The sequence below is a fragment of the Streptomyces fuscigenes genome (assembly GCF_021556455.1).
Classification (GTDB): Bacteria; Actinomycetota; Actinomycetes; order Streptomycetales; family Streptomycetaceae; genus Streptomyces; species Streptomyces fuscigenes.
On sequence record NZ_JAKGCV010000121.1, the window covers coordinates 1 to 13,415 of the forward strand.

Annotated in this window: 12 protein-coding genes; 8 read left to right on the top strand and 4 right to left on the bottom strand. The window is 75.2% G+C overall.

The genetic code is table 11. The annotated features are described in order from the left end of the window. Positions 1-2,081 (top strand): exo-alpha-sialidase (locus L1885_RS12780; protein ID WP_235797193.1); only part of this gene is annotated, 2,081 nt, incomplete at its 5' end. A 179-nt stretch (positions 2,082-2,260) separates the two neighbouring features. On the opposite strand, the gene L1885_RS12785 is transcribed toward L1885_RS12780, so the two are convergent. Further along, complete coding sequence (locus L1885_RS12785; RefSeq protein ID WP_235797194.1) at positions 2,261-2,701, bottom strand: GNAT family N-acetyltransferase; 441 nt, start codon at positions 2,699-2,701, stop codon at positions 2,261-2,263. A gap of 349 nt (positions 2,702-3,050) precedes the next feature. On the opposite strand from L1885_RS12785, the gene L1885_RS12790 reads away from it, so the two are divergent. Both L1885_RS12790 and L1885_RS12795 read left to right on the top strand, forming a co-directional pair. Continuing rightward, complete coding sequence (locus tag L1885_RS12790; RefSeq protein ID WP_235797195.1) at positions 3,051-5,882, top strand: alpha/beta fold hydrolase; 2,832 nt, start codon at positions 3,051-3,053, stop codon at positions 5,880-5,882. Beyond that, a complete protein-coding gene (locus L1885_RS12795; protein WP_235797196.1) occupies positions 5,879-6,733 on the top strand; it encodes an ABC transporter permease in 855 nt (284 codons plus the stop codon). The genes L1885_RS12790 and L1885_RS12795 overlap by 4 nt, the downstream gene beginning before the upstream one ends. Before the next feature lie 201 nt (positions 6,734-6,934). Here the strand turns inward: L1885_RS12795 and L1885_RS29165 are convergent, their stop codons facing one another. Beyond that, entirely contained in the window at positions 6,935-7,693 is a 759-nt protein-coding gene (locus L1885_RS29165) for a DUF6624 domain-containing protein (RefSeq protein WP_308117319.1), read from the bottom strand. A 68-nt stretch (positions 7,694-7,761) separates the two neighbouring features. Further along, positions 7,762-8,241: an ATP-binding protein gene (locus tag L1885_RS12805; RefSeq protein ID WP_235797198.1), complete on the bottom strand. Its 480-nt coding sequence runs from the start codon at positions 8,239-8,241 to the stop codon at positions 7,762-7,764. Between the two features lie 161 nt (positions 8,242-8,402). Here L1885_RS12805 and L1885_RS12810 point away from each other — a divergent pair, with 161 nt between their 5' ends. The 4 genes from L1885_RS12810 (at position 8,403) to L1885_RS29170 (ending at position 11,414) form a co-directional block, all read left to right on the top strand. Beyond that, positions 8,403-9,278, top strand: coding sequence for a Sco1979 family transcriptional regulator (locus tag L1885_RS12810; protein WP_235797203.1), 876 nt, complete (start codon positions 8,403-8,405; stop codon positions 9,276-9,278). Continuing rightward, positions 9,279-9,512 (top strand): DUF397 domain-containing protein, encoded by a 234-nt coding sequence (locus L1885_RS12815; RefSeq protein ID WP_235797199.1) that lies wholly within the window; start codon positions 9,279-9,281, stop codon positions 9,510-9,512. A gap of 52 nt (positions 9,513-9,564) precedes the next feature. After that, the gene (locus tag L1885_RS12820) at positions 9,565-10,383 is read left to right on the top strand and encodes an SAM-dependent methyltransferase (protein ID WP_235797200.1); all 819 of its coding nucleotides are present in this window, start codon (positions 9,565-9,567) and stop codon (positions 10,381-10,383) included. 227 nt (positions 10,384-10,610) lie between these two features. Then, positions 10,611-11,414 carry an aminoglycoside adenylyltransferase domain-containing protein gene (locus L1885_RS29170; RefSeq protein WP_235797201.1) on the top strand — a complete coding sequence of 268 codons (804 nt, stop codon included), beginning with the start codon at positions 10,611-10,613 and terminating at the stop codon, positions 11,412-11,414. A 168-nt stretch (positions 11,415-11,582) separates the two neighbouring features. Here L1885_RS29170 and L1885_RS12830 read toward each other — a convergent pair whose 3' ends face one another. After that, positions 11,583-12,377 (bottom strand): hypothetical protein, encoded by a 795-nt coding sequence (locus tag L1885_RS12830; protein ID WP_235797202.1) that lies wholly within the window; start codon positions 12,375-12,377, stop codon positions 11,583-11,585. Positions 12,378-12,528: 151 nt separating this feature from the next. On the opposite strand from L1885_RS12830, the gene L1885_RS12835 reads away from it, so the two are divergent. Beyond that, positions 12,529-13,347 (top strand): ArsR/SmtB family transcription factor, encoded by an 819-nt coding sequence (locus L1885_RS12835; RefSeq protein ID WP_235797204.1) that lies wholly within the window; start codon positions 12,529-12,531, stop codon positions 13,345-13,347. Positions 13,348-13,415: the final 68 nt, after the last annotated feature.

The window sequence follows — 13,415 nt, forward strand, 5'->3', positions numbered from 1 at the left end:
CCGGGCCCACGCGGTCCGCCACGGACGATGAAGCGGCGCCGGGCGCGGCCGCGACGCCCGGCACGGGGAGCGCGCCCACGACCGCGACGCCCGGCACGCCGGGCGCCCCCACCAGCGCGACGCCCGGCCTCACGCAAGGCGTGCTGTTCACCGCGCGCACCGACACCCGCTATGCCTGCTTCCGCATCCCGTCCCTCGTCCGGACGCCCGCCGGCACGCTGCTGGCGTTCGCCGAGGGGCGCAGGACCACCTGCGGCGACGCCGCCGACATCGACGTGGTGCTGCGGCGGTCGTTCGACGGCGGCAGGACGTGGACCCCGATCCGGATCGTCGATGCCGGGGGAGGCGCGACGCACGGCAACCCGGAACCGGTCGTCGACCGCGGGACGGGCCGCGTCCTGCTCGCCACCACGTACAACGCCGCCACCACCGGCGGCGTGCCCTGCCCCACGCCCTGCGAGCGCACGCCGCACCTGCAGTACAGCGACGACGACGGTGCGACCTGGTCGACGCCCGTGGACCTCCCCGCCGCCCGGGACCCCGCCTGGAACTCCTGGTACGCCACCGGACCCAACCACGGGATCCAGTTGGAGAAGGGGCCGCACGCGGGCCGACTCGTCATCGGTGTCAACGCGGAGAGCTACGCCGACGGCCGCACCACGGCCAACCACGCGGCCCTCGTCGTCAGCGACGACCACGGGGCGACCTGGCACATCGGGGCCCGCGACCGTCGCCCGGTGTCGCCCGCGGACGGCACATACCGGCAGAAGCCGTCCGAACTCGCCCTGGTCCAGCTCCCGGACGGGTCCCTCTACGCCGGAGGCCGCGAGGAGTCCGGGACCGACCTCGGCACGCGCGACTACGCCGTCAGCACCGACGGCGGCGACAGCTTCACGCGCCCCTTCACCGCCGTGCCCGACCTGTACGCGCCGGGCGTCGAAGGCTCCCTGCTGCGCGTTCCCGGCCGGCTCCTCCTCGCGTCGCCCGCGGATCCCGACCGCCGGCGCACGATGGAGATCCGCGCCTCCTACGACGACGGCCGGACCTGGCAGGACGCGGACCAGGGGCGGGTCGTGACGACCGACTGGTCCGGGTACTCGGACCTCGTCCGCCTGCCGGACGCCGCGACGGGGCTGCTGTACGAGGCGGGAGCGGTGAGCGCCACCGACGAGATCCGCTTCGCCCGCTTCACCGACGCATGGCTCGGCGGCCGGCCCGCCCCGTACGCCCGTACGCCCGACCTGGCCCCGGGCGCCCCCGACGCGTACGTGCTGGGCGGGGCGCGCACGACCAGGGGGCCCTTCGGCCGCGCCCTCGCGCTGGACGGCGCCGACGACGGCGTGCGCCTGCCCTACGGGCGGCGACTGCTCCTCGGGGACAGGGACTTCACGGTCTGCCTGTGGATGCGGACGGCGTCGACGGCCCGGGGGCCCCAGCCGCTGTTCTCGGCGGGCGGCATCGGACTCCACCAGCCGCAGGTGACGCTCACCGTGGAGCCGCCCGCCCCATCGGCCGCACCCGCCCCATCGGCAGCACCGGCCGCGCCTCGTGCGCCACGCGGTCCTGGCGATCCCGGCGGGCCGGGCGGCGGCGCGGAGGGGCACGGCGGTCGTGCGGAGGCGGGGGCCGGCGGCGCGGAGGGGGGAGGTGGGCGGATCGTGGCGACCGTGGCGGCCCAGCGAGGGGCGCTGCCCGTCACCTTCGCGACGGTCGCGCTCGACGGGCCCTACGCGGACGGGGAGTGGCACTTCGTCGCGCTGCGCCGCACGGGCGGCAGCCTCGTCCTCACGGTGGACGGCCGGTCGGCGGAAGCCCCCGGTGCCCCCGGCTCGGTCGCCGAGACCTCCCCGTTCGGCGTGCACGCCGGGCGCTCCGCCGACGGCAGGAGACATCTCGCCGGAGCCCTCGACGAGGTCCGCGTCTACGCCGTGGCCCTGACCGACCGCCGGCTCGCGGACGTCCGCACCCTGAACCGCGCGGCGCCGACGCCCTCCGCCGGTCCGGCACCGGTGCAGTGGCTGCCGTTCACGTCGGTGAGCGCGGGCGGCACCTCGCGAACGGGCCCTCATCGGGGGCGATGAGGGCCGCGGGCGGGGCCCGCGTACCGCGCTGCCCCGGAGGCGTCACGGACGAGGTGCTGACGGACGAGGTGCCCAGGGACGAGGCGCTCACGGACGAGGCCTCAGGGACGCGGCTCGTAGGGAGCTGGCGGGCGGGGCCGGCCGCGGCCCCCGTTCCCGCCTCCGTTCCCCCCTCCGTTTCACTCCCCGCCGAACGTCCACACGAGGACGGCGGCCGATCCCTGGCCGGCGGCCCCGGCCGACCGGTACGTGGCGAGGGCGGCCGCGTTGTCCGCGTCCGCGCCGACCCACATGCCGTAGCAGCCGCGTTCCCGGGCCACCTCGGCCAGGGCGCGCGTCAGGGCCCGACCGATGCCCCGGCGGCGGTGCGGCTCGGCGACCTCCAGCTCGTACAGCGCCATCTCCGTGCCCTTGTCCGGGTGGGACATCTCGATGCCGGTCACGAAGCCGACCGGGGCGTCGGCGCCGGCCGCGTCGAGATACGCCAGCAGCATCAGATGCCCCTCGGCGGCCAGGAACCTGCGGGCCCGCGCCTCGGTCACGGACCCGTCGAACAGATATTGCGCGGCGACGAGTTCGGCCGTCGTGGTCGCGGTGCGGAGGGTGGGACCGATCGGCAAGGGACACCTCTTCCGTGCTGCTCGCGTGCTTCTTCCGTGCGGTGGGCCCGGGGGCGCCGGCCGCCCGCCGGCCGCGGGTGCCCCGACCGGGCCCGGGGCAGCCGTGCCGAGCGCTGCCAGGGTCCTCGGGATCGCGCCCGGGGAGCGGGAGGCGCGGCCCGTGGAAGGCGGGCGGGCACCGGGGTGGAGCAGGCCGCCCACGGCGAGCGTGCGGGACGGCGAACGGCGGGGGCGGCGAGGAGGGAGGGCGAGCGGGCGGGGCGACGAGCCGGGGACGGCGAACGGGTGGGGAGGGCCTCCGGCGGGTGACCCGTCGTCACTGTCAGTGGTCGCGCTTAGAGTTCGGGGCATGGAGATCCGAATCCCGCGGCGCCTCGGGCGGCCGCACGCGCGCTGGGCCGCGCTGCTGGCCGTGCTCGTCGTGCTGGCCGGCGCCGGGACGTGGACGGCGGTCGCGGCGTCGGGCGGCGGTGCGCCCGCGGTGCACCGCACGGACCAGTTCATGGACATGCCCGGCGCGCGCATCGACACGTCGTACTTCGTCGCGGACTCGGGCGGCGGATCCGGCGGCCGGCGGCCCGCCGTGCTGCTGGCGCACGGGTTCGGCGGCAGCAAGGACGACGTGCGGGGGCAGGCGGAGGCGCTCGCGCGCGACGGGTACGCGGTGCTGACGTGGTCGTCGCGCGGCTTCGGCAGGTCGACGGGCGAGATCGGGCTCAACGACCCGGCGTACGAGGTCAAGGACGTCTCCCGGCTGATCGACTGGCTGGCCCGGCGGCCGCAGGTGCTGCTCGACGGGCCGGGCGATCCCCGCGTCGGGGTGACGGGCGCGTCCTACGGCGGCGCGGTCTCGCTGCTCGCGGCGGGATACGACAAACGGGTCGACGCGATCGCACCGGAGATCACGTACTGGAACCTGGCGGACGCACTGATGCCGGGCGGCGTCTTCAAGAAGCTGTGGGCGGGCGTCTTCTTCTCCACCGGCGGCGGGTGCCACCGCTTCGAGGCGAGCCTGTGCGAGCTGTACGACCGCGTGGCCGTCTCCGGGACGCCGACCGCCGCCGACCGCGCGCTGCTGGAGCAGCGCAGCCCCTCGGCCGTGGCCGACCGCATCGACGTGCCCGCGCTGATCGTGCAGGGCCAGACGGATTCGCTCTTCCCGCTCGGCCAGGCCGACGCCATGGCGAAGGCGATCGGGCACAACGGCGCGCCGGTCGCTGTCGACTGGACGGCCGGCGGCCACGACGGCGGGGACCAGGAGAGCGGCCGCGTGCAGGCCCGCGTCGCCGACTGGTTCGGCCGCTACCTGAAGCACGACGGGTCCACGGCCACCGGCCCGGCCTTCCGCGTCAGCCGCACGGGCGGCATCGACTCCACGGACGGAACCGCCGAGCTGCGCGGCGCGGCCGCCGGCCGCTATCCGGGCCTGGAGGGCGATCCCGTGCGGGTGCCGCTCACCGGGAGCGCGCAGACGTTCGCCAACCCCCCGGGCGGCAGCCCGCCGTCGATCTCGGCGGTACCGGGACTCGGCGGGCTCGGCGCCTTCGCGTCGGGGGCGGGCGGCGGCAGTGGCGGTGACGCCGCATCCGATGCGGGCGGCGACAGCGGTTCCGGGGGCGCCGGCGACTCCGGGGCGGGCGGCGGGGGCGTGGCGAGCGGGCTGGCCGCGGCCGGCCTCGGACTCTCCTTCGACTTCCCCGGCCAGTACGCCCAGTTCGTCTCCCGGCCCCTCGCGCACGCGCTCCGCGTCACGGGCTCGCCCACGCTGCGCGTGCGCGTGTCCTCGTCCACGGGCCGCGCCGTCCTGTTCGGCAAGGTCTACGACGTCGGGCCGGGCGGCTCGCAGGTCCTGCCCGGGCAACTGGTCGCGCCGATCAGGGTCGAGGGCGCCCGCACCGGCAGGACGGTCGAGGTCACGATGCCCGCGATCGACCACCAGATCGCCGCCGGGCACCGGCTCAGGGTGGTGTTCGCGGCGACGGACCTCGGATACTCCTCGCCGCCGGCCCCGGCCGCGTACCGCGTCTCCCTCACAGGCGGCGGCCTCTCGGTGCCCACCGACGCCGCGCTCACCACCGGGGCCCCCGGCCTGCCGTGGTGGGTGTGGGGGCTCCCCCTCGCCGGCCTGGCCGTCGCCGCGGCCCTCCTGGCGACGGCCAGTCGGCGGGGCGCGGCCCCGCCGCCGGACGCGGACCTGGCCGGCGTGCCGCTCAGGATCACCGGCCTCACGAAGCGCTACGCGAAGTCCGCGGACCGCTACGCCGTACGGGACCTCTCGTACCGGGTCGAGCGGGGCCAGGTGCTCGGCCTGCTCGGCCCGAACGGCGCGGGCAAGACCACCACCCTGCGCATGCTCATGGGGCTCATCGCGCCCGACGCGGGCGAGATCCGGATCTTCGGCCACGCGGTGCGGCCCGGCGCGCCGGTGCTGTCGCGGGTCGGGTCGTTCGTGGAGGGCGCGGGCTTCCTGCCGCACCTCACGGGCCGGGCCAACCTGGAGCTGTACTGGCGCGCCACCGGCCGCCCCGCGAAGGACGCGCACATCGAGGAGGCCCTGGAGATCGCCGGCCTCGGGGACGCGCTGGAGCGCGCCGTGCGCACGTACTCCCAGGGCATGCGCCAGCGGCTGGCGATCGCGCAGGCCATGCTCGGCCTCCCGGACCTGCTCATCCTCGACGAACCGACGAACGGACTGGACCCGCCCCAGATCCGCGAGATGCGGGACGTGATGATCAGGTACGCGGCGGACGGGCGCACCGTGATCGTCTCCAGCCACCTGCTGGCCGAGGTCGAGCAGTCCTGCACGCACCTGGTCGTGATGCACCGCGGGCAGCTCGTCCAGGCCGGTCCCGTCGCGGAGATCACCGGGTCCGGGGACACGCTGCTCGTGGGCACCGAGGAGGAGATGTCCCCGGCCGCCGTCGCCGAGGTCGCCGCCCTCCCGGGCGTGGCGTCCGCCGTGCGCGCCGACGGGGGCCTGCTCGTACGCCTCGGCGGAGCCACGACGAACGCGCTGCTCGCGGAGCTGCTGCGGCTCGACGTGCGGCTCACCGGCGTCGGGCCCCACCGGCGCCTGGAGGACGCCTTCCTCACCCTCATCTCCGACGGGGGCGAGGCCGCTGCTCCCGGCGGCCACGCCGCCGGGAGGACCGAGTCCGCCGTCACAGGAGGCATCGCATGACCGCGCTCACCGAGCACGCGCCTGGTTACCGGGCCCGGCGCACCCTGCCCGTCGCCGTGGAGTCGGTACGGCAGTTGAAGCGGCGCAGGACGCTCGTGATGGGTCTGGTGCTCGGGCTGCTGCCGTTCGTCCTCGCCGCCGCGTTCGCCATCGGCGGGGCACCGGGTGGGGCGAGCGGTCGCGTGACGCTGATGGACACGGCGACCGCGTCGGGCGCGAACTTCGCCGCGACGTCGCTGTTCGTGTCGGCCGGGTTCCTGCTCGTCGTGCCGGTCGCGCTGTTCTGCGGGGACACCGTCGCCTCGGAGGCGAGCTGGTCGTCGCTGCGGTACCTCCTCGCCGCGCCGGTGCCGCGCGGCCGGCTCCTGGCCGCCAAGCTCGTCGTGGCGCTGTGGATGAGCGCCGCGGCCATCGTGCTGCTGCCGCTCGTGGCGCTGGCGGTCGGTACGGCCGCCTACGGCTGGGGTCCGCTGGAGCTGCCCACGGGCGGATCGCTGCCCGTCGGCCAGGCGCTGCCGCGCCTGGCACTGGTCGTGGCGTTCGTCCTCGTCTCCCAACTCGTCACGGCCGGCCTGGCGTTCTGGCTGTCCACCAGGACGGACGCGCCGCTGGGCGCGGTGGGGGGAGCCGTGGGCCTGACCATCATCGGCAACGTGCTCGACGCCGTGACGGCCCTCGGGGACTGGCGGCAGTTCCTGCCCGCGCACTGGCAGTTCGCCTGGATCGACGCCCTCCAGCCGCAGCTGGAGTGGTCCGGCATGCTGAAGGGCTCGGCGGTGTCCGTCGCGTACGCGCTGGTGCTGTTCGCGCTGGCGTTCCGCGGCTTCGCCCGCAAGGACATCGTGTCCTGACGCCGGGCCGCCGAGGGTGGCGGCCCGGCCCCGGCCCTGCCCGGCACGGGGCTGCCCGCACCCTGGTGCGGGGAGGGCGATCGCCCCGCAGCGCGCTTCCCGCTGCCCGCCGCGCGGACCCGGCGGAGCCGGTGCATTCCGCCGGCCCCCGGCTGCCTCAAGCGTCGCGGTGGCGCCGGGAAACGGGCCGGGCGGGCGGTCTCAGGCCGAGGCGCGGTTCAGGTGGCGCAGCCGGATCTTCTCCAGGGCCTGCTGCTCGGCGGCCATCGTGCGCAGACCCACCGACACCCGGCGGGCGTCGAGCCCGTCCGGGTCCGCCACCGGGAACGGCCGCCCGAGCGGGGTGAAGCGCGTGCCGTAGCGCTGGGGGCGGCCCAGTTCGACGGCGCAGTGGTCGCTCGCGTAGGCCGCGTGGATCGGCGGGCACTGCCCCTGCGCGACGGCGTCGTCGATCAGGTCGCGGGCCGTCAGCTGGAGCGCCAGGTCGTCGGCGTGCAGCAGGATCATGAGGGCCGCCGTGGACGCCTCGCCCCCGACCAGTGCCGCCGTGGGCCAGCCGTGCTCCTCGACGATCTCGCGCAGGGCGGCGGCGTTCGCGTCGCGGCACCGGGTCAGGCGTCTGAGCATGTGGGCTCCCGGAAGGCGCTGCGCCTGCACCGTCAGGGCGTGGTCCTGCGCGACCCGGTCCAGGAGTTCGCGGGCGAGCCCGGCGAACTCGTCGGGTCCGGCGCCACCGGCAGCGCCGTCGGGCCCGCCGGGTCCTACGAGGCCGTCCCCGGCGGACGGGGACTCCGCGTCGCCGGGGGAGCGGGGAGCGTCCGCCGGACGCGCGCCGCCGGAGGCCCGGGTTCCGGCGCCGGCCCGCGGCGCGCGGCCCGTGCCTCCTGGTGCGGCGTCCGCACCGGCGCCTCGGTGCGGCACCCCGGGCCGGGCACCGCGCGCTCCGGGGCCCTCACACATGGCGCGCCTCCGGCCGTCCGGCCCACCGCCCGTACGCCACCATTGCCGGCACCGCCCGCCTCCGTCCCTCACTGTCGGCCGATCCCGGACGCCGCGTCCGGGAGGCACACGCTCGCCCAGACCGTGCGACGGCCCGAACCGCGATCCGGTTCCGATCCCCAGGCCCGGGCGATCCTGTCGACCAGGAACATCCCGTTGCCGGTCTGCATCGTGCCGGGCGGCGGCCCGTCGTCCGTCACCTCCACGCGGACGCCGCGCGCGAAGACGCGGGCCGTGCACCGCACCACCGAACTCTCCGTGCGTAAGACCGCGTTGGTGACCAGCTCCGACACGACGAGCTCCGCCAGGTCGCACAGCTCGCTCGGCAGGTCGCTGTCGCGCAGTTCGCCGCGGACCCGGTGCCGGGCGGCGGCGACCGAGGCCGGCTGCCGGGGGAGGGCGTGCGTGCGGGTGCGCGGTCGGGTGTCCGTCCACTCGCCCGGGGACGACAACTCGACCGGGCGTGCGGCGCGTTGCTGCTGTGCCACATGTTCCTTGATACGAGCCACGCGCTCACTATGCGCGCTGACTCGCTCACGCCGCAACCGACTGTCTGATAATTTCAGAATGCTCCTCGACGCTCTGGATCGGCGCACGGAGCACCTGTCAGACTCATCCGGGTGAGGAGGCGTCAGGTGGTGACGGTGTGGTGAGTGAAGTCCGGCTGGGAATGCCGGGAGTCTCGGGTTCCGCCGGCGGCGGCACGTCGCCGACCGTGCTGCGCATCGTGCTGGGCAAGCGCCTGCTGGCGCTCCGCGAGCGTGCGGGCGTCACCCGTGAGGCGGCGGCGGGCCTGCTCGACGTGACCCCGCTGACGATCCGCCGCATCGAGAACTCCGAGGTCGGCCTGAAACTGCCGTACGTGCGCCTGCTGCTGGGCCTGTACGGGGTGCGCGGGGCCGAGGCCGAACAGTTCACGGACCTGGTCAAGGCCGCCAACAGGCCCGGCTGGTGGCACCGTTACCGCGACGCCCTGCCCGGCTGGTTCAGCGCGTACGTGAGCCTGGAGGACGAGGCCAGCCTGATCAGGACCTACGAACCGCACTACGTGCCGGGGCTGTTGCAGACCGAGGAGTATGCCCGCGGGGTCCTGGGTGCCGGCGTCCACGCCACCGCGGCGGAACTCGACCGGCGGGTGGCCCTGCGGGTCAAGCGCCAGCAGCTCCTGACGAAGTCCGACGCGCCGATGCTCTGGATCCTCATGGAGGAGGGCGTGCTGCGGCGGCCCGTCGGCACCTCGCCCGACGTGATGCGGGCCCAGGTGGACCACCTGCTGGAGGCGACGGCCCTGCCGAACGTGACGCTGCAGCTGATGCCGTTCGAGATCGGGCCGCACCTGGGGGCGTTCGGCCCGTTCCACCTGTTCCGCTTCGACCTCACGGAACTCCCGGACATCGTCTACACGGAGAACCTGACCGGCGCGGTCTACCTGGACCGGCGCCCGGACAGCTCCGCCTACCTCGAAGTGCTCGACAACCTGTCGGCGCGCGCCGCCTCGGTGCACGAGACGCGGGCCTTCCTCGAGAACATACGCAAGGAGCTCTAGATGCAGGACATCTACAACGGCATGCCGGCCGACGAGCTGGGTGCCGACGGCTGGGAGAAGCCCTGGAGCGGTCCGAACGGCGGGAGTTGTGTCGAGGCCAAGCAGCTCGGGGAAGGGCGGGTGGCGGTCCGCCAGTCGACGGATCCGACCGGTCCCGCTCTGATTTGTTCGGACGATGCCATGGCGCGCTTCGTCGAAGGCGCGAAGAATGGCCTCGCCGACTTCCTGCTCTAGGCGGCGGCCGCAGGCGAACCACCGGGCACCACCGAGCATACGGACGGACAGGATGACCGACCTCGACCAGTCGTCGCTCGACGACATCGACACCAGCAAGCCGCATCCGGCGCGCATGTACGACTTCTACCTCCAGGGGAAGGACTACTACGAGGCGGACGAGATCGCCGGGAACAAGGTCCTCGAGGTCTTCCCGACCATCAAGACCACCGCCCGTGTGAACCGTTCGTTCATGCACCGCGCCACGCGCTACCTGGCGTCCGAGGCCGGCATCCGCCAGTTCCTCGACATAGGCACGGGCATCCCGACCCGCCCCAACCTGCACCAGGTCGCGCAGGAGGCCGCAGCCGACTCGCGTGTCGTGTACGCCGATTACGACCCGGTCGTGCTGCGGCACGCGGAGGCGCTGATGCGCAGCACCCCCGAGGGCCGCACGACCTACATCCAGGCGGACGCCCGGCAACCCGAATCCATCATGGACAGCGCCGAGTTGCACGAGACGATCGACCTGAAGCAGCCGGTGGGCCTGTCGTTGAACGCGCTGCTGCACTTCGTGCCGGACGAGAACAAGCCGTACGAGATCGTGCGTTACCTCCTGGACCAGCTCGCGCCCGGCAGCTACCTCGCGATATCCCACTGCACCGCGGACTTCGCACCGGAGATGTGGGCCGGTGTCGCGGAGGTCTACCACCGGGGCGGCATTCCGCTCCAGCTGCGCTCCCGCGACGAGGTCGCGGCGTTCTTCGAGGGTCTGGACATGGTGGCGCCCGGCCTCGTGACGCCGCACAACTGGCACCCGGACGGCAACACCGTGCCGGGCACCTCGGACGAGTCGGTGTCGATGTACGCGGCCCTGGCGCGCAAGGCGTGACCGGACGTCGTACGCGGCCCTCGCGCAAGGCGTGACCGGAAGCCCTCGAAGGACGTGAGGCACCGGCTCGCACGCCGTGGTGGGCCGGCCCGCCGACCATGCGCCCCCGGCGCCCACGCCGCCACACCCCGTTTCCCGCCGTGCGCGGCCCCCGCGCACACGGGGCGCGGGCCGTTGTGCCACCGTGCGCCCTTCTCCGCCCGGGCGCCGGATGGCAGGCTTGCGGTGTGACTGTGGATCCGCTCGTTCGCGAGGTCGTCGGCGCGTACCTCACCCTGACCGACGCCGCGGTCCCCGGCCTCGTCCAGGGGCTCTACCTGACGGGCTCGGTGGCTCTGGACGACTTCCTGCGGCGCCGGGGGGACGTCGACTTCGTCGCGGTGTCCGCGGTCCCCGCGTCGGCGGGGGAGACCGCCGCGCTCCAGCAGGTGCACGCCCGCCTCGCCGCACACGTGCGCAGGCCCTTCTTCGAGGGCCCCTACGTCACGTGGGACGAGCTCGCAGCCGACCCGTCCGCGGCCCGGCCCGGCCCGTACGCGCACCGCGGCGGTGTGCTGTCCGGCGTGACCCACGGCAGGCAGCCCGCGACGTGGCAGGTGCTCTCGCGGCACGGTGTGACGATGCGCGGGCCGGAGGCGCGGGACCTCACCGTGGACACCGCCCCGCAGGAGCTGGCCGATTGGGCGCGCGACAGCCTGGAGCGCTACTGGCGTCCGTGGTGGGAGCGCGGCTCCCGGCCGTTCAGCTCGGAGGGGCTCGCGCTGCTCGGGTCCGAGGCCCCGGCGTGGGGTGTGCTCGGGATCAGCCGGGCGCACCGGGCCCTCGCCACCGGCGAGGCGGTGTCGAAGACGGAGGCGGGAGAGTACGCCCGCAAGGAGTTCGGCCCCCGCTGGCACCGGATCGTGGACGAGGCGCTGCGGGCCCGGCGGGGCGGCGACGGCCGGTCGCACTACCCGGTGCCGCCGCGGCGCAGGGCGGACGCGCTCGCCTTCGTGGACATGGTGATCGAGGACGCCCGCTCACGAACCTGACCACGCGCGCGCCCACACCCGCACGGGCGCCCGGAGGGGTGCCCCCGCACGCGGCCCGGCCGGGGCCGGGCAGGCGTTCGTACGAGCCGGGGCCGGAGGCGAGGCCGGGCGCCGGGATCCGCCGGCCGGGCCCGGGCCCGGGCCGGGGGCCCTTCGTCCTTGCTTCCCTCAGTCCTTGCTTCCCTCGGCACCGCTGCCGGTGCCGCTCCCGCCGCCACTGCCGCTGCCGTCGTCCGAGCTGTCGGAGCCGTTCGGGCCGTCGGACTCGGGGGAGCCGTTCGGGCCGTCGGCCGTGTCGCTTCCCGTGCCGTCGTCTTCGAAGTAGGCGTCCAGCACGGCGTCGAGCCGCGCGCTCCACTCCTTGAGCACGGCGCGGCTTGGGGCCTCGGCGTCGGCCTCGTACGACCGGCCCAGGTGCGTGTGCACGACCACACCGAGGCGCTTGCCGAAGCGCGGCACGGCCACCTCGACCGCGCCGATCTCGTCCCAGCGGAAGTCGGCTTCCTGGTCGTCGAGGGTGAACCGCACACCACGGCGCCCGGCCGTGATCGACGCCCTGCGGTCGGACGCGTCGAGGGCCGGGCCGTCGCCGGGACCGTCCGCGTCGTCCGCGTCGTCCGCGTCGGCCGCCCCGTGAGCCTCGGCGGCATCGGACCCGGGTGTGTCCCCGCCGTCCCGGTCCGCGGCCGTGTCCTCGGCGGCGGTCCGCTCCTCGGAGTCCGCGCCGGAGGCGGCTCCGGGCTTCGGCGTCCGGGCTCCGTCCGGGTCCGCGGCCGCCCCGTCCGGGGATCCGCTCCGGCCGGCGGGCTCGCCCGCGCGGCCCGGTTCGGGCGAGGAGGACGACCCGGTCCGCGTCTCCTCGGCCTCGGGGGCGCGAAGGGGCACGAGGCCGGGCACGGAGGCCGGGTCCACACCGGCGCCTACCGCTACGGGCTTGATGTTCGTATCGCTGCGCTGCTCCACGGCCGGAAGTATGGCGGAACAACCTGTGCGGGGAAAGCCGTGTCCGCCCCCGTCCGGCCGGTGCCGCCGGACCTGCGGCGCAAGGGGCCGGGACGCACCCGCGGATTGACATGCAAGTAAATGCTTGCATGATGAGGGTGTGAGTACCGACATGGATCCGGTGTTCAGGGCGCTCGCCGATCCGACGCGCCGCTTCCTGCTCGACCTGCTGCGGCAGGAGGGCGGCCGCTCGCTGGGCGAGCTGTGCGCCGGGCTCGACATGACGCGGCAGGCGGTCGCCCAGCACCTGGCGGTGCTGGAGGCGGCGAACCTCGTGAGCACCGTGCGCCGGGGGCGCGAGAAGCTGCACCACCTCAATCCGGTGCCGCTGTACGAGATGCGGACGCGCTGGATCGGCCGGTTCGAGGAACCCAGGCTCCGGGCGCTCGCCACGATCAAGCAGAAGGCGGAGGACGCGATGAACGCACAGGACGGCACGGACAGGGAGGGCGCGGGGGACGGAGGACGCGCCGGTGACGACGCGGGCGCCCGGCCGGCGTTCGTCTACGTCGTCTACATCGAGAGCACGGCCGAGCAGGTGTGGCGGGCGCTCACGGACGAGGACCTGACGGCGCGTTACTGGGGCCACGGCAATGTGTCGGACTGGAGCGAGGGATCCGCCTGGCGGCACGAGCGGACGGACGGCTCCGGCATCAGCGACGCCGTCGGGACGGTGGTGGAGTCCCGTCCCCCGGCCCGCCTGGTGACCACCTGGGCCCCGCCGGACGCGGCGGAGGGCCGGGCGCCCTCGCGCGTCACGTTCGCGATCGAGGAGCACGAGGGGATCGTGCGGCTCACCGTGACGCACGAGGACCTCGCCGACGAGGCGGAGCGTGCGGGCGTGGCCCGGGGCTGGCCCGCGGTGCTGTCGAACCTGAAGTCCTTCCTGGAGCGCGGGACGGCGCTGCCGACGGCCCCCTGGTCGTTCTGACGCGGGTACGCCGGCTCCCGCCGCGCGGCCGGGCCCCGGCGCGGCGGCCCCCGCTCCCGCCGCCGTGG